This is a genomic window from Streptomyces sp. CB02056, from assembly GCF_001905545.1.
Lineage (GTDB): Bacteria > Actinomycetota > Actinomycetes > Streptomycetales > Streptomycetaceae > Kitasatospora.
Map to the genome: position 1 here is coordinate 743,102 of NZ_LIPD01000003.1, position 17,010 is coordinate 760,111.

Annotated in this window: 14 protein-coding genes; 7 read left to right on the forward strand and 7 right to left on the reverse strand. The window is 74.9% G+C overall.

Translation table 11 applies throughout. The features are described from left to right. Positions 1 to 153 precede the first annotated feature (153 nt). The 4 genes from AMK13_RS41795 to AMK13_RS10775 all read left to right on the forward strand — a co-directional run bounded on the left by AMK13_RS41795 (position 154) and on the right by AMK13_RS10775 (position 5,576). Positions 154 to 1,374 carry a rhodanese-like domain-containing protein gene (locus AMK13_RS41795; RefSeq protein ID WP_074001955.1) on the forward strand — a complete coding sequence of 407 codons (1,221 nt, stop codon included), beginning with the start codon at positions 154 to 156 and terminating at the stop codon, positions 1,372 to 1,374. 93 nt (positions 1,375 to 1,467) lie between these two features. After that, positions 1,468 to 2,130 carry a DUF5819 family protein gene (locus AMK13_RS10765; RefSeq protein ID WP_049660264.1) on the forward strand — a complete coding sequence of 221 codons (663 nt, stop codon included), beginning with the start codon at positions 1,468 to 1,470 and terminating at the stop codon, positions 2,128 to 2,130. Next, positions 2,127 to 3,395, forward strand: a complete 1,269-nt coding sequence (locus AMK13_RS10770; RefSeq protein ID WP_074001957.1) for an HTTM domain-containing protein — start codon at positions 2,127 to 2,129, stop codon at positions 3,393 to 3,395. The genes AMK13_RS10765 and AMK13_RS10770 overlap by 4 nt, the downstream gene beginning before the upstream one ends. A gap of 9 nt (positions 3,396 to 3,404) precedes the next feature. Then, complete coding sequence (locus AMK13_RS10775; RefSeq protein WP_074001958.1) at positions 3,405 to 5,576, forward strand: FUSC family protein; 2,172 nt, start codon at positions 3,405 to 3,407, stop codon at positions 5,574 to 5,576. 238 nt (positions 5,577 to 5,814) lie between these two features. Here AMK13_RS10775 and AMK13_RS10780 read toward each other — a convergent pair whose 3' ends face one another. Then, positions 5,815 to 6,462 (reverse strand): hypothetical protein, encoded by a 648-nt coding sequence (locus AMK13_RS10780; RefSeq protein WP_074001959.1) that lies wholly within the window; start codon positions 6,460 to 6,462, stop codon positions 5,815 to 5,817. Positions 6,463 to 6,555: 93 nt separating this feature from the next. On the opposite strand from AMK13_RS10780, the gene AMK13_RS10785 reads away from it, so the two are divergent. Then, a complete protein-coding gene (locus AMK13_RS10785) occupies positions 6,556 to 7,191 on the forward strand; it encodes a TetR/AcrR family transcriptional regulator (RefSeq protein WP_074001960.1) in 636 nt (211 codons plus the stop codon). Further along, positions 7,188 to 7,949 carry a TrmH family RNA methyltransferase gene (locus AMK13_RS10790; protein ID WP_074001961.1) on the forward strand — a complete coding sequence of 254 codons (762 nt, stop codon included), beginning with the start codon at positions 7,188 to 7,190 and terminating at the stop codon, positions 7,947 to 7,949. Before AMK13_RS10785 ends, AMK13_RS10790 begins: the two co-directional genes overlap by 4 nt. A gap of 40 nt (positions 7,950 to 7,989) precedes the next feature. On the opposite strand, the gene AMK13_RS10795 is transcribed toward AMK13_RS10790, so the two are convergent. The 5 genes from AMK13_RS10795 to AMK13_RS10815 form a co-directional block, all read right to left on the reverse strand. Next, positions 7,990 to 9,336: a peptidoglycan-binding protein gene (locus AMK13_RS10795; protein WP_107418707.1), complete on the reverse strand. Its 1,347-nt coding sequence runs from the start codon at positions 9,334 to 9,336 to the stop codon at positions 7,990 to 7,992. Positions 9,337 to 9,493: 157 nt separating this feature from the next. After that, positions 9,494 to 10,405: a pyridoxamine 5'-phosphate oxidase family protein gene (locus AMK13_RS10800; RefSeq protein ID WP_074001962.1), complete on the reverse strand. Its 912-nt coding sequence runs from the start codon at positions 10,403 to 10,405 to the stop codon at positions 9,494 to 9,496. Positions 10,406 to 10,420: 15 nt separating this feature from the next. Next, positions 10,421 to 10,897 (reverse strand): VOC family protein, encoded by a 477-nt coding sequence (locus AMK13_RS10805; protein ID WP_074001963.1) that lies wholly within the window; start codon positions 10,895 to 10,897, stop codon positions 10,421 to 10,423. Between the two features lie 184 nt (positions 10,898 to 11,081). Beyond that, a complete protein-coding gene (locus tag AMK13_RS10810; protein WP_079272005.1) occupies positions 11,082 to 12,104 on the reverse strand; it encodes a hypothetical protein in 1,023 nt (340 codons plus the stop codon). A gap of 315 nt (positions 12,105 to 12,419) precedes the next feature. Beyond that, positions 12,420 to 14,591, reverse strand: coding sequence for a protease pro-enzyme activation domain-containing protein (locus tag AMK13_RS10815; RefSeq protein ID WP_079272006.1), 2,172 nt, complete (start codon positions 14,589 to 14,591; stop codon positions 12,420 to 12,422). A 258-nt stretch (positions 14,592 to 14,849) separates the two neighbouring features. Between AMK13_RS10815 and AMK13_RS10820 the strand changes: the two genes are divergently transcribed. Continuing rightward, positions 14,850 to 15,416, forward strand: coding sequence for a CGNR zinc finger domain-containing protein (locus AMK13_RS10820; protein WP_074001964.1), 567 nt, complete (start codon positions 14,850 to 14,852; stop codon positions 15,414 to 15,416). 60 nt (positions 15,417 to 15,476) lie between these two features. On the opposite strand, the gene AMK13_RS10825 is transcribed toward AMK13_RS10820, so the two are convergent. Next, entirely contained in the window at positions 15,477 to 16,967 is a 1,491-nt protein-coding gene (locus tag AMK13_RS10825) for an FAD-dependent monooxygenase (protein ID WP_074001965.1), read from the reverse strand. Positions 16,968 to 17,010: the final 43 nt, after the last annotated feature.

Sequence of the window (17,010 nt, forward strand, 5' to 3'; positions counted from 1 at the left end):
TCAGGATCGGTTGCGTGTCGCGCGCCGCGCGCCGGTCCGTACCCCCGGTTCACCCGGACGGGGCCCGCGATCACGGCGGTAGGGTGGCAGGCCGGACCGCCCGTACGAGTGGTCCGCAGGACGCCGCCGGCCGGACGAGACAGAGGCGAGAAGTTGAGCGCGCAGAGCCCCGCCCGCTGGACCGACCCGGAGCAGCAGGCACTGGAGGAGCGGGTCGCCGCCGCCGAGCTGGCCTGGCTCAGCATGGACGTGGACGTCCAGACGCTGCGGGTCGAGATCGACAACTTCGCGCTGATCCACCACCAGCTGCTCGGCCCGCTCTACGCCCGGCTGGACGAGCTGGACGCGCTGGTCGCCGAGGCCGTGGCGGCCCGCACCGGCCTGCCGGAGGACCTGCGCCGGGCCGCCGAGGCGCGCCGGCAGGTCGACGAACTGCCCGACCTGGACGCGCTGTTCGACTCGGTGCGGGAGCAGACCGGCCAGGACGGCGAGCCGGCCCCGCCGCCGCCCGCCGCGCCGGAGCGGGTGCGGCCCGGCAAGGAGGCCCAGCGGATCTACCGCGAGCTGGTCCGCCGCGCCCACCCCGACCTGACCACCGACCCGGGCGAGCAGCAGCGCCGGGCCGCCTTCCTGGTCCGGGTCAACGAGGCCTACGCGTACGGGGACGCGGGCGCGCTGGGGGCCCTGGCCGCCGAGTGGTCCACCGCGCCGGAGGCCGCGCCCGCCGTCGACTCCCCCGACCGCTCGGACTGGCTGCGCCGCCGGCTGGACTGGCTGACCGCCAAGATCGCCGAGACCGCCACCGAGCAGGTCCGGCTGGAGCAGACCCCGATGGGGCAGCTGCTCGCCCTCGCCCCGCAGGACCCGGACCGGCTGCTGGAACAGCTCGCCGAGGAGCTGCTGGCCAAGGCCGCCAGGCAGCAGGCCGAGCTGGCGCGGCTGCTCGGCGGCCCGGCCCCGGCGGACGGCCCGTCCTCCGGCGCCCACGGCACGGCGCCGGTGGGCGACAATGGCACGCACCCGACCGAATCCCAGGAGAGCCACACGATGTTCCCGCAGATCCCCTCCGCCGACGCCGCCGCCGTGCCCGCCGACGCCGCCCTGCTGGACGTGCGCGAGCAGGACGAGTGGGACGCCGGCCATGTGGACGGCGCCCTGCACATCCCGATCGGCGAGGTGATCGCCCGGCTCGGCGAGCTGCCGGACGAGAAGCTGTACGTGCTCTGCCGGGTCGGCGGCCGCTCCGCGCAGGTCGTCCAGTACCTGGTGCAGCAGGGCCGGGAGGCCGTGAACGTGGACGGCGGGATGTACGCCTGGCAGGGTGCGGGCCGTCCGATGGTGAGCAGCACCGGCCAGGAGGCCTTCGTCCTCTGACGGCCCCCGCCCCACGGCCCTTAGGGCAGGATGGGCGCGCGCGAGCGCGCCGGCACCGGGTCGGCGGTGCCCGCCGACCGGTCGGGGGAGGCCATGACCGAGACGACGGACCGGCCGGCTGCCGGACGGGCCTGGTCCAGGCCCGCGCAGCTGGTCCTCGGCTTCGCCGGGGCGGTGCTGGCCGGCGGCACCGGGCTGTTCCTCGCCGCGGTCTTCCTGCACGTCGCGCCCGCCAATTCGGTGTCCCGGCAGTACCGGGACGAGGTCGACGGCCTGGTGTACCCGGAGTTCGAGCAGAACTGGAAGCTGTTCGCGCCCAACCCGCTCCAGCAGAACGTGAGCGTGGACGCCCGGGTCCGCACCGCCGCGCCCGCCGGGGCCACCCGTACCGGGGACTGGATCGGGCTGACCGCGCAGGACATCGCCGCGATACGGGGCAACCCGGCGCCCAGCCACGTCGACCAGAACCTGCTGCGCCGGGCCTGGGACTTCTACGACGGCACGCACAACCCGCAGGACGAGAGCCCGGCCTCCCCGCGCGGCCGGCTCGCCGAGCAGTACCTCAAGCGGATCGCCCTGCAGCGGATCGGCCGGGAGGCGGACGGCGAACGGGTCCTGGAGATCCAGTTCCGCTCGACCGCGGTCACCGTCCCGCCGCCGTCCTGGAGCGGCGAGCCCGCGCCGGCGGCGCCCCGGGTGCGGGAGCTGCCGTGGTGGCCGGTGGCGGACGAGGACTACCGGGGGCTGCTCGGATGAACGAGGCGACGGTACGGGCCGACGGGGCGCTGCCGCCGGGTGCGGCGGTGCCGTCCGGCGGTGTGCCGCGGCAGGCCGGGGCCGGGCGGGCGGCGGAGCCCGGTGCGGTGCGGGAGACGCGGGAGGCACGCGGGCCGCGGGCGCCGCTCGGACGGGCGGCGGAGGCCTTCACCGGGCGGGTGCTCGGCCGTCACCAGGCCGCGGTGGTGCGGATCGGCTTCGGGCTGGTCTGGCTGGCCTACCTGCTGCGCGAGTGGCCCCACCGGCGGGTGCTGTACGGCGACCGGTCCCCCTGGTCGACGGAGCTGGCCCAGCGGCTGCTGGCCGACAACGGGGCGCTCACCGTGCTGCCCTGGTTCGGCGGGCGGCTCTGGTTCGAGCTGGTCTACCACCTGGCGGTGCTGGCCGCCCTGGCCGTGCTGCTGGGCTGGCGGACCAGGGCCAGTACGGTGCTGTTCCTGGTCACCGTGCTGTCCCTGCAGAACCGCGACGTCTTCCTCGGCGACGGCGGCGACAACGTGGTCCACCTGATGGCGGTCTACCTGGTCTTCACCCGCTGCGCCGAGGTCTGGTCGCTGGACGCCCGCAGGCCCCGGCCGGGGCGGACCGGGGTGGTGCTCTGGGCGGTGCTCGGGGCCGTCCTGGCGGCCTGTCAGTTCGGCGGCTTCGCGGGCGACACCCTGACCTGGACCGACCGGGCCTTCCCGTACCTCGGCTGGTCGCCGCTGTTCTGGGGGCTCTGGGCGGTGGCCGGGCTCTGGTGGACGCTCGGCCGGCTGCGGCCGGACGGCGAGCCGCGGGCGGTGCTCGACGCGCTGGCGACCATGGTGCACAACTGCGCGATGCTGGTGATCGCCGTCGAGGTGGTGCTGATCTACGCCACGGCCGGCTGGTACAAGGTGCAGGGCTCGCGCTGGCAGGACGGCACCGCGCTGTACTACCCGCTGCACCTGGACTACTTCGCCCCCTGGCCGGGGCTGTCCGCGCTGGTCGGCTCGGCGCTGCTGCCGGTCTTCCTGGTCTCGTACGGCACCGTGGTCCTCCAGGTGGCGTTCCCGTTCACGCTGGTCAACCGGCGGGTCAAGAACGTCCTGCTGGCCGTCATGGTGCTGGAGCACGCGGGGATCGCGGTGGTGCTCGGGCTGCCGGTGTTCTCGCTCGCGATGATCGCGGCGGACGCGGTCTTCCTGCCGACCGGGGCCCTGCTGTGGGTGGCGGCGCGGCTCCGCCGGAGGTCGGGCCCGGCCCCGGAGATCACGCCCTAGGATGGCGCTATGTCCTGGTTCGCCGCACTTCGTGACACCGCGCGGACCGGGCTCACCCTGGACCGGGCGCTCACCGACCCCAAGCGGGCGGTGCGCGGGGCGGTCGCGGTGGCGCTGGTGCTCTTCCCGACCCTCGCGCTCGGCGGGGTCGCGCTCGCCACCTCGGCCGCGATGGGCGCGTTCATCGCCGGCTCGGCGACCTTCCAGCGCAGCTTCCGGCCCCGGGCCAGCCTCGCCGTCGCGGCCGGGGCCGGACTCGGCATCAGCACCTTCCTCGGCTACCTGGCCGCCGGCGTCCCCGGACTGTTCCCGGTACTGCTCGCGGTGTGGGCCTTCGGCGCCGGGCTGGCCTGGGCGATCGGGCCCACCGCCGGGGTGGTCGCCACCAACACCGTCTCGGTGATGCTGATCGTCGTCCAGCTCCCCGTCAGCACCGTCACCGCGCTCAGCCACGGGCTGGTCGCCGCCCTCGGCGGGGTCGTCCAGGCCACCGTCATCACCGTCTGGCCGATCGGCAGCTGGACCGCCCAGCGGCAGGCCCTCGCCGACACCTACGCCGAACTCGCCGACTACGCCCGGCGGTTGCGGCAGGACCCGACCGCGCACGTGGACCCGGAACCGTTCATGACGGCCCGCCACGCGGCCGCCCTCACCCCCTGGCAGGACCGCCACCGGCCGCCCGAGCTGCGCGGCCTGCGCGGCATCGCCGAGCGCATCCGGCCCACCCTCGCCGCACTCGCCGACCCCAAGGTGGGCGCCCCCGAGGAAGGACCCGAACGGGACCGGGCCCGGGAGGTGCTGGCGGCCGCCGCCGAGGTCATGGACGCCCTCGCCCGGGCCATCCGCACCGGCGACCCGGTCCGGCTCCCCCGCTCCGCGCCCTCGCTCACCCTGGTCGGCTCCGACGACGGGCCGCGGCTCCAGGGCGCGGCCCGGCGCTCCGCCCGGCGGCTCGGCGGGCTGCTGCGCAAGGCCGCGGACACCCTGGACCGTAACGACGAGGACACCATCACCACGCCGGTGGTCGGGGCCGGCGGGGCGCTGCGCAAGCCCACCATCGCCCGGATGCTGCCGGTCGCGGCGCGGGCCGTCCGGCGGCAGCTGCACCCGCGCTCGGCGATCTTCCAGCACGCCGTCCGGCTCGCCGGAGTGGTCACCGTCGCCTACCTGCTGGCCCGGCTCGTCGGGTTCCACCACGGGTACTGGGCGCCGATGACCGCCGCGATGGTGATGCGGCCGGACTTCGCGCAGACCTACAGCCGGGGCGTCGCCCGGCTGGCCGGGACGGTGGTCGGAGTCGCCGTCTCGACGCTCGTGGTGCAGCTGCTCCACCCCGGGGAATGGGTGCTGGCCGCGCTGGCGGTGGTCTGCATCGGCGGGGCGTACCTCGCGTTCCGCACCGGGTACGCGCTCACCACCGTCGGGATCTCCACGTACGTGGTGTTCCTGCTCGGGCTGCAGGAGGGCAACCCGCTGGTGACGGCCTTCGAACGGGTCGGGCTCACCCTGCTCGGCGGGTCGATCGCGCTCGTCACGTACGCGCTGTTCCCGACCTGGCAGACCGCCCGGCTCGGCGAACGGCTCGCCGAGTGGCTGGCGGCCGCCGGACGGTACGCGGGAGCGGTGATCGCCTGCTACGAGAAGCCGGCGGCGCCGCGCGGGCGGGTCGTGCGGAGCGCGCTGCTGGACTCGCGGGAGGCGCGGTCCGAACTGATCCAGGCGATGCAGCGGGCCGACGCCGAACCGGGACGGCACGAGACCGGGCTGGCCGGGGTCAGCCGGCGCCAGATCGACCGGGCCCGGGCGGCGGTCGGGGCCCTCGGGCGGGCGGCCGTCCTGCTGGAGGCCCACCTGCCGGCGGCGGACGCGGAACCTGTGCCGGGGACCGGGGAGTACGCGGAGGAGCTGCGGCTGGCGACGGCGCTCGCGGCGGCGGCGCTGCTGACGGGGCAGGCGGTGGAGTTCGGGGCGGTGCGGGATGCGCAGGCGCGGTTGGAGGAGGGGTTGGCGGGGGCGCCGGCGGGGGTGCAGCGGGATGTGGTGCGGGCGGGGGTTCGGTTGGTGGGGCAGGCTCTGCGGGACTTGGAGCGGGCTCTGCGGGGGTCTTCTGTGGGGGAGGGCTCTCGGGAGGGTGGGGGGCCGGGGGCGGCTCCGGGGGTGGCCGCTCCGGGGGCTGGATGATTTTCAGACTGCCGACCCTGTGGGTGGGGGGCTATCACCGTTGGCAGTCTGAAAATCACCCGTCACGCCCCTCTCCGCGGCCACCCCCTGCGCCACCCCCTCCCGCAGCGCGTCCCTCTCGCCAGAGGGGAGGGGCGGGTGGGTGGGGGTGGCGCAGGGGGCCCTGGTGCGGGAGTGGGTGGGCGCGCCCGCTGGGGGTGGGGGGAGGGTGCTGAGGGGCGTGACGGGTGCGTGGGTGTCAGGCGGCGTGGGCGGCTTGGAGCCAGTTGGTGAACTCGCAGGCGAAGTGCCACTGGTGGCCGGTGGGGAGGAGGTCGGGGGCGGCTTCGGGGAACTGGACGGTGAGGCGGATGCGGAGGCCGTCGGGGGTGTCGGCGAACTCGTGCATGACGTGGAGGACTTCGGTGCCGTCGGCGAGGGTGCCGGTGCCGCCGATGCGGACGGGGAAGGTGGCGTTGCCGGGGGTGTCGTGGAAGTGGAGGAAGAAGCGGGTCGGGGTGGTGCCGAGGGTTTCGATGATCTCGACCCGGTTGCCGGTGGAGTCGGCGAGGTAGTGCTCGGGGTTGGCGGCGAGGAGGGCGGTGCGGTCGCCGGAGTGGAGGCGGGTCTGCCACCAGGTGAGGAAGGTCCGGGCGTCGATGCCGGTGGCGGTGAGTTCGGTGACGGCGGTGCTCCAGCGGCCGGCGGAGGCCTGGGCCCAGGTGGTCAGGGCGGTGTCGGCGGCGGTGGTGTCGGGGGTGAGGAGTTCGCGGGTGCGGGTGTCGCCGAGGCGCTGCTTGAGCAGGTGCAGGGCGGCGCGGGCGCGGTCGAGTTCCCAGGCGAGGACGGCCTCGCGGGGGTGGGGGGTGCCGTCGATCTCGGTGCGGATGGTGAGGCTGGTCGGCATGGTGGCGCTCCTCCGGGAGAGGCGGAGAGTTTTTCTCCGCTTCTGGTGACGCTAGCATAGGGGGAGAGATTTTCTCCGGTTAGGGAGTTGTGGATGAGGGCCGACGCGGAACGCAGCCGGCGCAGGATCCTGGACGCCGCCTGCGAGGTGTTCCTGGAGCGGGGCCCGGACGCCCCGTTGGACGCGGTGGTGCGGCGGGCCGGGGTCGGACCGGGCACGCTCTACCGGCGCTTCCCGGACCGGGAGGCGCTGGTCCGAGCGCTGGTCACCGACCTGCTGGCCCGGCTCGGCGAGGCCGCGCAGGAGGCGCGGCGCGTCGAGGCGGACCCGTGGCAGGCGCTGCGCCGCTTCGTGCACGCCGCCGCCGATCTGCGGATGGGGGCGGCGATCGTGGTGCTGCTGGAGCGCCTGGTGGTGGACGAGGAGCTGGTGGCGGTCCGGCGGGGCACCGTGGAGGCCGTCGAGGATCTGCTGCGCGCCGCGCGGGAGGCCGGGCGGCTGCGCCCCGACGTCGGGATGGGGGACCTGGTGCTGCTCTGCGTCCGGGTGTCCCGTCCGCTGCCGGGCGCCCTGGCGGCGCTGGACGCGGACGGCTCGCTGGTCCACCGGCACCTGGACCTCGCGCTGGCCGGACTGGCCGCCACGACGGACGGCCCGCCGGGGCGGGCGCTCGGTTTCGACGAGGTGATCGCCGCGGCGGGGCGCCCGGGGGAGACGATGGCGGAGTGAACAGGACGGACGAGGACGGGCTGGTACGGGCGTGGCGGGCGGCCGAGCGGGAGCCGGGGGCGGTGCTGCTGGACGGCTTCCACGCGCTGAAGCACGCGCTGCGGTTCGGCGGCGAGGTGCGGCGGGTGCTGACCGCGGACCGGGGCGCGCTGCTGGCGCTGGCGGGTGAGTTGGCGCCGGACGTCGTTCCGGCGCTGGAGGGGCTCGCGGTGGAGCTGCCGGAGGCGGCGCTGCGGGGGCTGGTGCCGCGGCTGCACCCGACCGGGGTGGTCGCGCTGGCGGTGCGGCCCGGGGTCGAGGCGAACCGGGCGGTGCTGGGCCGGCTGCCGCGCCGGTCGCCGGTGGTGCTGTTGGAGAACCCGCGCAACCTGGGGAACGTCGGGGCGGTGATCCGGCTCGCGGCGGGCTTCGGCGCCACCGGGGTGGTGACCACCGGGGACCTGGATCCGTGGCACCCGAACGTGCTGCGGGGGAGCGCCGGGCTGCACTTCGCGACCGCGGTGGAGCGGCTGGCCCTGCCGGAGCTGCCGGACGGGCCGCTGTACGTGCTGGACCCGGAGGGCGCGGACATCCGGGACGTGCCGTTCCCGGACGACGCGCTGCTCGCCTTCGGGACGGAGCGGCACGGTGTGTCGGCGGAACTCAAGGACCGCGCCGACCGGTTGGTGGCGGTGCCGATGCGGCCCGGGGTGTCCAGCTTCAACCTGGCGACCAGCGTCGGGATGGGCCTGTTCCACTGGATGTCGGGGAAGCGCTGAGGCGCGGCGCCCGGGTGGGCACCGCGCCTCGGAGGGGGCGTCAGGAGAAGAGCCGGCGCCAGGTGTCGGGGCCCGGGTAGCCGTCGGCCTCGCTGCCGCGCCAGCCCTGGGCCTGCTGGAAGGCCTGGACGGCCCGGCGGTCGCTCTCCGTCCAGCGCGGTCCCGGGCCGACGCTGTACGAGCCGCCGAAGCCCTTGCGGACCAGCTGCTCGCCGAGCTGCCGGATGTGGTCGTTGCTCTGGCCGGGCCCGAAGTACTGCGCGCCGGGGAAGGCGGAGCCCCCGGTGACGGGCGGCGGCGGAGGCGGCAGCGGGGTGCCTCCCCCGCCGCCGATGTCGCGGCCCTTGCCGTTGACCAGGTAGTCCCAGGTGTCCTTGCCGGGGATGCCGTCGGCCTCGGCGCCGCGCCAGCCCTGGGCCTGTTGGAAGGCCTGGGTGGCCTTGCGGTCGGCCTCGCCCCAGCGCGGGCCGGGGCCCTCGGAGTAGAACCCGGCGCCGCCGCGCTGCACCAGCAGCTGGCCGAGCCTGGTGACGGACGCGTTGTTGGCGCCGGGGCCGAACTTGTCGGCCCCGGGGAAGGCGGTGGAGGAGGTGCCGCCGCCGTCGTTGCTGCCGGAGGACAGGCCGGTGTAGCGGTACGGGACGTAGGAGCCGGAGTTGTTCCAGTACGCGTACGGGGTGGAGCGCTTCTTGGCGGAGGGGCCGGTCTGCTCGTAGGCGACGTACTTGGTGCGCGAGGAGTCGGCCCAGCCGCCGAAGATCGTGACGTGCGAGCCGGCCTGGGGGTTGGCCGGGTTGTTGTAGATGAGGACGTCGCCGGGCTGGAGGTCGTTCTTGCCGATCCGCTCGGCGAAGTTGGGCAGTGTCCAGGTGGTCTGACTGCTGCCCAGGCCCCAGGCCATCGAGACGAAGCCGGAGCAGTCCTGGCGGTAGCCGTCCGACCAGTAGCGGCTCATGCTGTACGGCACGCCCTGGTCGACCCAGGTCTGGGCGCGCTGGATGATCTGGGCCCGGGTGAGCGGCGCCGCGGCGGCGCGCGGCGCGGCGAAGGTACGGGCGCCGGGGGCCTGGCCGTAGAGGCCGCTGACCTCGCCCTGGGGGGTCTGGGACTGGCTGCTGCTGTTGCCGCCCGGGGTGGGGCCGGGTGCGGGGGCCGCGGTGGCGGTGCCGGCGGCGGCCGCTCCGCCGCCCAGCGCGGTGCCCACGGCGGCCATCAGGACGGCGGCCCGGCGGCGGACGCTGCGGGCGGAGGCGTGTCCGCCCTCGTGGACGGGCGCGGCGTGCAGCCGTGCTCGTCGGCGGGCGTTGCAGCCCCCGCATATGCAGTCCTCCGCCGGTTCGACGTCGTCGAACTCGATGAGCGGGGACAGGGGGTCGGTCAGGGTCATGCTCCGCCTCTTTCCCGGACTATTCCGCGTGTTATCCGGACCAAAGTCCCAAAGCGGGCGCGATGAGTCACGGTGGGTTAGGCCGAACGGGTGAGACCCGTTCGGCTCCCGGGCGTGGCGTGGGTCGGGCGGAGGGTCTAGGCGAAGTGAGGCGGGGTCAGCGCGGGATGGCGGGCGAGTACTCCGGGTCGGTCCAGGTCAGCGGGGTGGCGTCGGCCAGTTCGAGCACGCCGGTGACGGCCAGTTCGACCATCCGCTCGGCGCCCGGGACGCCCTGCCGGGCCTCCTCGGACCAGTCGGTGCGGGCCTCGCCGGTGACGAGCAGCGCCCCGCCGGTCTCCCAGTCGGGCAGCAGCAGGCCGGCCCGCGGGTCCAGCTCCAGGTTCCCGAGCGTCAGGAACATGCTGTTGCCCGGGTACTCGGGCCAGCGCAGCCGGTCCGGCGCCACCGGCTCCAGGAAGCCGGGGAAGCCGCCGCGGTGGGAGGCGTCCACGCTGCCGTCCGGGCCGGTGCTGGCGATGAAGAAGGTGTCCGCGGTGGCCGCCGCCAGCCGCTGGGCGGTGGTCAGTACGGGGCCGGCGGCGACCGTACGGGGCGGGCCGGCGGCCGGGCGGTCCGTCGGGGTGCGGCGCTGGATGTACTTCGGGCAGTTGGCGACCACCTCGTCGGCGTGCACCCGCAGCCCGCCCCGGCCGTCCGGGAGGGAGCGGCCGTTGAGCCGCATCCGGCGCCGGCCGGCCGGGTCCAGCGCGATCGTGCCGACCCGGGCGGGGCCGGCCAGTGCCTCGGCGAGGGGGTCGGCCCCGGCGGGGAGGGCGGCGACGGCCATGGTGCGTTCGTCCGGGGCGGTGAGGAAGCCCGCCGGGCCGGCCAGCTGGGTGGCCCAGACCCGGCCGTCCCGGTCGGCGGCGCCGAGGACCAGCATCCGGCGCTCGGCCAGGAAGCGGGCGGCGACCGCCGGGACGGTGCGGCGGATCGACCGGCCGGCGTGGTCGGCCCGCTCGGTCCGGCCGGCCCGGGCCTGGGCGGCCCGCTCGCCGGGGTGGTACGGCGTGCTGGTGGTGGTCATGGCCGGGCCCGGTTCCTAGAAGAACCCGCAGGTCGGGGCGGTGGCGGTGGGGGCGGGGGCGGCGGCCTCGGTCCCGGCCACGCCGGTGCGGGTGTAGACCTCCAGCCGGATGCCGTCCGGGTCGGTGAAGAAGATGCCGCCGGAGGCCGAGCCCTCGCTGTGCGGGACGACGCCGTCGTAGGCGAACTCGGCGCCGAGTTCGCGCAGCAGCCGCTCGGTGGCGCGGACCTCGTCGAGGCTCTCGACCTCGAAGGAGAGGTGGTGCAGGCCGGGGTTGCCGGGGGCGAAGCGGCCCGCGCTCTGCTGCCAGAGCGTCACCATCAGGCGGCCGTCGCGGCCGAGGAAGGCGTAGCGGCGGTCGGGGTCGGTGCCCTCGGCGGTGACGTCGAGGCCGAACACGGCGCGGTAGAAGGCGATCGAGCGGGCCAGGTCGGTGACGTTCAGGCCCACGTGGCCGGTCTGCAGGGTGCGGAGCTGGGCGGTGCTGGACATGCCTGGTCACTCCCGGAGGCTTCGGCTGCCGGTGAGGCAGCTGCCTAACCGGTATTCACGAGAGTAGGAGTTAGGTGATGCAGCGTCAACCAGTGCAGGGAGCCGGAAGGGTCAGGTCTTCGGGCGGGCATGCGAAAGACCCGCCGGACCGTGAGGTCCGGCGGGTCTCGAAGGAGCGGAAGGGCTAGGCCCACTCCCAGCGGATGCCGATGTGGCCCGGCTGCTGGTCCGGGGCCAGGACGTGGGCGCTCGCCGAGGCGCCGATCCACAGCTGCTCGCGGCGGTGGTCGACGTCGGCCCCCGGCTCGCGGTCGTAGCGCTCGCAGTGCGCCGGGACGGCCGCCGGGTCGAAGTGCACCTGGAGCACGTACTCGCGCACCGGGGTGGCGAAGCGGCGGCTGTACTCCGTGGTCGGGCCGCCGGGCGGGATCTCCACCTCGTACTCGAAGACCGTGCTGTCGCCGAGGCCGAGCGGGCGGTCCAGCATCAGCTCGCCGACGATCAGCCCGGCCTCCGGGCGGCGGCGCACCCGGCCCAGCCGGCCGTGCCGCACCGCGGTGATCTCCGGGCAGCCGGCCGCCTCCTCGTCGGCCATGTGCACCACCAGGCAGCGGCCGACGCCGCCGACCGTGGCGCGCACCACCTGGCGCATCCGCAGCAGGTTGCCGCGCCGCTCGGCGTCCACGTAGTAGGAGTCGTGGATGCTCAGGCGCTCCAGCTCGCCGGCCGGCGGGGCGTTCAGCTCGGCGAAGATGTTGGCGATCTCCTGCTCGCCCGGCCAGACGTCCTCCAGCCCGAGGTGGCAGGTGTTGGCCGCGGCGGCCCAGCGGCCGCGCGGGCGCGGCGGGCCGAGCAGCGAGGAGAGCGCGCTGTGCGGCAGCCCGAGCAGCTCCTCCAGCAGGTGGACGGCGCGCAGCGAGCTGGCCCGCTCGGGCTGGCTGCGGCCGCGCCGCCAGTAGCTCAGGGTCGTGACGCTGACCCTGACGCCGCGCCCGGCGAGGGCGGCGCGGATGCGGTCCAGGCTGAGGCCGCTGGCCTCGATCGCCAGGTGGAGGGTGTCCGCGAAGCCGCCGACCGGGGCGAGCCGGCCGGGGGGCGGTCCGGGGGTGGCGGGAGTCGGGCCGGGCGGCCCGGGCGGGCCCGGGCGCTCCGTGTGCGATCCGACCAGCCGCAGCCGCGCGGCGTCCTGAGGTTGCTGTGCGGCCATACGGTGACCCTCCCCACCAGGTGAGTTCGGCGGGACCGGGTCGGCGCCGGGGCGCGCCGCCAGCGGCTTCACCGAGCTTTGGGGAACCCTATGCACGGTCGAGAGGCTACGTCATCAGTCGTGCGTATGACAGTGGTCACGGCAGGTGGACCGAAGGGTTATCGATCTTGAAACAGTCCGGAAACACGGGCCGCTGACCGGGGCCCGACCGGGCCGGCGGACGGCTCCGGCAGGGCCCGGGACGGACACCGCCGGGGCGGGCCCTGACGGCTCCGCCCCGGCGGGGATCGGGTGGTGCGGTGGTGCGGCCGGTGGTCAGCCGACGTTCAGCGCGACGTCGTCGATCACGAAGCTGGTCTGCAGCGAGGAGTCCTCGGTGCCGGTGAACTTGACGGTCACGGTCTGGCCCGCGAAGGAGGTCAGGTCCAGGGTGCGCTGGACGTAGCCGGCGGCGGCGTCCACGTTGGAGTAGGTCGCCAGCGTGGTGCTGTTGGCCTGGACGGTCAGCTTGTCGTACGCGGTGGTGCCGGTCTCCGCGGTGTCGACGTGCAGCCAGAAGGTCAGCTTGGCGGAGGCGCAGCCGGCCGGGATCGAGACGGTCTGCGACAGGGTGTCGGTGTGGGCCGAGCCGTAGCCGTCCAGCCAGGCCTTCCAGCTGCCCGAGTGGGCGGCCTCGGAGGAGCTGTTGCTGACCACGCCGCTGGAGGCGGTCCACGGGGAGGCGGTGCCGCTCTCGAAGCCGCCGTTGGCGACCAGCTGGGCGGCGGTGCAGCCGCCGGACGGCGGGGTGGTGGTGCCGCCGAGCAGGGCGGTGGTCAGCGCGTCGGCGACCGGGGAGCCCCAGCCGGTGACCTGGTCGTAGCCGGCCTTGGCGGAGAAGTCCTGGTTGGCGCCGGTGGTCACGTCGTGGAAGGTGCTGCCGTAGCCGCTGCCGTTGGCCACCGAGTACAGCCGCGGGCTGGCCTCGCCGAGGACGGCCTGGCCGGCGGCCTTGGCCTTCTGGTTGAACTGGGCCGCGTAGCCGGACCAGAGCGGCGCGGCCGCGCTGGTACCGCCGTAGACCTGCCAGGCGCCGGCGGTGTAGATCGCGAAGCCGCTCTGCGGGTCGGCGTTGGAGGAGACGTCCGGGACGGTGCGCATGGTGCCGCTGACGCCGGTGCCGGTCTGCCAGCTCGGCTTGGCGAACACGGTGGAGACGCCGCCGCCGGCGGTGCTCCAGGCGCTCTCCGAGGAGTAGGCGTTGCCGCTGGAGACCTTGAGGTTGGTGCCGCCGACGCCGGTCTGGTGCGGGCTGGAGGCCGGGAAGTCGACCGCCTTCACGCCGGAGCCGCTGGTGGAGCGGGTGCAGTCGCGGGAGCCGTCGTCGCCGGAGGCGGAGAAGATCGAGATGCCCTGGGCGGCGGCCTGCTTGAAGGCGTTGTCGACCGCGGTCATCGAGGCGGCGGTGGTGTCCGGCTCGCAGGAGCCCCAGGAGATCGAGACCACCGAGACCCTGTTGTCGGTCACGATCTTGTTGGCCATGTCGATCTCGCCCTGGTCGCTGTTGGGCGCCTCGTAGACCAGCTGGGTGGCCTTGGGCGCCGCGCCGCGGACGATCTCGCTGTCCAGCTCGACCTCGCCCTGGCCCTGGCCGGGGGCGGAGTCGTAGTTGGCGCCGTCCACCGAGACGGTGGAGACGGCCGGGCCGGACAGGCCGTACTGGGAGTCGTAGGTGGTCAGGTTCGAGGACTGGTAGCCGTCGAACTCCCACAGCGCGACCGTGGTGCCGGTGCCGTCCGCGCCGGTCTTGTTGAGGTTGTACGCACCGGTGTACTGGGCCGGGGCCATGCCGCTCGGGCTCGCGGTCGCCGTGTTCGGGGTGACCGAGTTCGGGGCGACCGCGTTCGGGGTGGCCAGGCGGTTCTTGCGCACCGCGTGGTTGTCCAGGCCGCTGACGCCCTGGACCACGGAGGCCAGGTCGGACGGGATCGAGGCTGCCGCGTCGTTGGCGAAGAAGGCGCGCTGGAGCTGCGGGTCGAGGTACGCGCTCTCGTGCGTCCCGAAGGCCTGGGAGACCTGGGCGGCGGTGCCGCGGGCGTTGACCACCTGGCGGTTGGCGCTCACGTCGGAGACGGTCAGGCCCTGCTGGGCCAGGTACGTCCGGACCTGGTCGACGGCGGCCTGGGTCGGGCCGAACCGCGCGGTGAACTGCTCCGGCGTCAGGTAGTGGCCGTACTCCGGGGCGCCCGGGGTGGTGACGGCGGTCAGGAAGCGGTCCAGGGCGTCGGTGTCGCGCAGCTTCAGGCTGACGGACACCGAGATCTGCTGCGCGGCCGGGACGTCACCCTTCTTCTCCGAGTGGGCCACCGCCGGGTTCACGGTGTTCGGCAGGGCGACGCGCGGGGAGGCGTTGGGAGTGGCGGCCTGCGCGGTGGAGACACCGAGCGAGACGGCGGTCAGCGGCAGCACGGCTATCGCCGCGGCGAGGGCAAGGGAGCGGGGACGCAACGGATCCTCCTCCAGCCGGCTGTGGGGGGCCGGCAAGGGACCAGGCGTTCAGGGGGGTCGAGAACGCTGGCTCGAACATGACAGAACCCGTGTGCGAATTGGCTCATGGCCGGGCAATTCGTTGCTAAAAAACAGTCAACTGTGGAGGGCCCCCAACTCGGCGGTTCCATACAGTGAATGACCGTGGTTCCGGGGCCGGTCCAGACCAGTCCGGGCGGAAGGGGCGGACGTAGAATCGGACCGATCCGAGGGAGAGCGATGACTGACGTGCAGCCGGACCCGAGGGACCCGCGACCGCTGATCGGTGAGCCGCTCGCACTGGACCTGCTCAACACGCGCTGGGCCGGAACGCCCGTCAACGACCTGCTCGCCGAACCGGACGGCTACGCGATCTGGCTCTCCTCGGCCGGCCTCGCGGACCGCTGCCGGGCCGCCGGGTCGGGGCTCGCGGCCCTGCGGGAGACCCGTGAGGTGATCGCCGAGGCCGTCCAGGAGCTGGGTGGGCAGGGGCAGTTGGGGCCGGAGGCGGTGGCCCGGCTGAACGGTGTGCTGGGCCACGGGCGGCTGCGCCGGGAGCTCGGCCCGCAGGGGCCGACCGCGCACGTCGAGGTGGACCGGCCCGAGTGGCTGGCCTCCTGGCTGGCGGCGGACGACTTCCTGGACCTGCTGGACCGGGGCGCCCAGCGGATCAAGCAGTGCGCGCACGAGGCGTGCGTCCTGTACTTCTTCGACACCTCGCAGAACGGCCGCCGGCGGTGGTGCCGGATGGCGGTGTGCGGGAACCGGGCGAAGGCGGCGCGGCACTATGTGAAGGCCCGGGGCTGAGCGGCCGGCGAACGACGGGCCGGGCGGGCGCGCGGGGGCCGCGGGCCCGCCCGGGGGTGGTCAGGCCGGGGCGCCGAGCCAGTCGGTGAGGGCGGCGCGCAGCTCGCCCTGGCCGGGGTCGACGGCGGCCCAGGCGACGTAGCCGTCCGGGCGGATCAGCAGGACGGTGTCGCGCAGCTTGCCGTGCGGGTCGGCGGGGGCGGCGGAGACCATGCGGTCGGCCCAGGGCTCGGCGGCGGCCAGCTCGTCATTGCTGACCAGGACGAACCTCCCGGCGCGCAGCGCCTCGTAGAGCCGCTCGGGCGCGGCCGGGGCGCCCTCGGCGGGCTTGCTCAGGGCGGTCAGCCGCAGGTCCGGGACGCGCTTGCCGACCTGCGGGTGGGCGTCCTTGGGCGCGGGGTAGGAGATGCCGATGCCGGAGACCAGCCGGGCGCCGCGCTCGGTGACCGGGTCGAGGTGGCCGCCCAGCGCGGTGAGCGCGCCGCGCAGGGCGCGGGTGGGGGCGGACTCGGCGAGGGCCAGCCGGATCAGCGCGCCGGAGGTGCGCAGCACCGTCTTGCCGACCGGGTGCCGCTCGGTCTGGTAGGTGTCCAGGAGGGCGTCGGTGGCGTGGCCCCGGAGTGCCGCGGCGAGCTTCCAGGAGAGGTTGGCGGCGTCCTGGAGGCCGGTGTTCATGCCCTGGCCGCCGGCCGGGGAGTGGCAGTGCGCGGCGTCGCCGGCCAGGAAGACCCGGCCGGAGCGGTAGTTGGGGGCCTGCCGCTCGTCGCTGTGGAAGGTGGAGCTCCAGCGCACCTCGTGCAGGCCGTAGTCCTCGCCGAGGATGGCCCGGACGAGGGCGGTGAGCTGCTCGGCGGAGGGGGTGGTGCCGTCCGGGTACCGCTCCTCGCGGTCCCAGGCGATGATCCGGAACCAGCCGTCGCCGAACGGGGCGATGAAGGCGAAGCCGGCCTGGTTGGCGCCGACGGTGATCGCCTGGGCGGGCTCGCGGTCCAGCCGGACGTCGGCCAGCACCACCGAGTCGACCACCGACTCCCCGGGGAACGGGATGCCCAGCAGGTCGCGGACGGTGGAGTGGACGCCGTCGGTGGCGACCGCGTACGCGGCGCGGTGGCTCTGCCCGTCCCGGGTCTCCAGGGTCACGCCCTCGGCGTCCTGGCGCAGCCCGGTGACCTCGGCGCCGCGCAGGACGGTCGCGCCGGCCTTCTCGGCGCGGTCCAGCAGCAGCCGTTCGACGTTGTACTGCGGGGTGATCAGCACGAACGGGAAGCGGGTGGGCAGCGCGGCGAGGTCGATGCCGAAGCGGTCGAACATCCTCAGCTCGGCGAGCGGGCGGCCGGTGGCGATCAGCTCCTCGGCCAGGCCCCGGGCGTCCAGCAGCTCCAGGCTGCGGGCGTGCACGGCGAAGGCCCGGGTGAGGTTGGACTCGGCGGCCCGCTTCTCCAGTACCGTGACGCCGACTCCGGCGGCGGCGAGGTCGCCGGCCAGCAGCAGTCCGGTCGGTCCGGCGCCGACGATCAGGACGTCGGTTTCGGTCGTCGGCTTCACGGCCATGTATCAGCTCCCGTTGTTCGGAGGGCGGTCGTACGCCGTTCCC

Bases quoted from the DNA above. Each gene is read 5' to 3' on its own strand.
- AMK13_RS10800 (WP_074001962.1), bottom strand. From the start codon at position 10,405: ATGACCACCACCAGCACGCCGTACCACCCCGGCGAGCGGGCCGCCCAG.
- AMK13_RS10780 (WP_074001959.1), bottom strand. From the start codon at position 6,462: ATGCCGACCAGCCTCACCATCCGCACCGAGATCGACGGCACCCCCCAC.
- AMK13_RS10770 (WP_074001957.1), top strand. From the start codon at position 2,127: ATGAACGAGGCGACGGTACGGGCCGACGGGGCGCTGCCGCCGGGTGCG.
- AMK13_RS10805 (WP_074001963.1), bottom strand. From the start codon at position 10,897: ATGTCCAGCACCGCCCAGCTCCGCACCCTGCAGACCGGCCACGTGGGC.
- AMK13_RS10765 (WP_049660264.1), top strand. From the start codon at position 1,468: ATGACCGAGACGACGGACCGGCCGGCTGCCGGACGGGCCTGGTCCAGG.
- AMK13_RS10825 (WP_074001965.1), bottom strand. From the start codon at position 16,967: ATGGCCGTGAAGCCGACGACCGAAACCGACGTCCTGATCGTCGGCGCC.
- AMK13_RS10795 (WP_107418707.1), bottom strand. From the start codon at position 9,336: ATGACCCTGACCGACCCCCTGTCCCCGCTCATCGAGTTCGACGACGTC.
- AMK13_RS10820 (WP_074001964.1), top strand. From the start codon at position 14,850: ATGACTGACGTGCAGCCGGACCCGAGGGACCCGCGACCGCTGATCGGT.
- AMK13_RS10775 (WP_074001958.1), top strand. From the start codon at position 3,405: ATGTCCTGGTTCGCCGCACTTCGTGACACCGCGCGGACCGGGCTCACC.
- AMK13_RS10785 (WP_074001960.1), top strand. From the start codon at position 6,556: ATGAGGGCCGACGCGGAACGCAGCCGGCGCAGGATCCTGGACGCCGCC.
- AMK13_RS10810 (WP_079272005.1), bottom strand. From the start codon at position 12,104: ATGGCCGCACAGCAACCTCAGGACGCCGCGCGGCTGCGGCTGGTCGGA.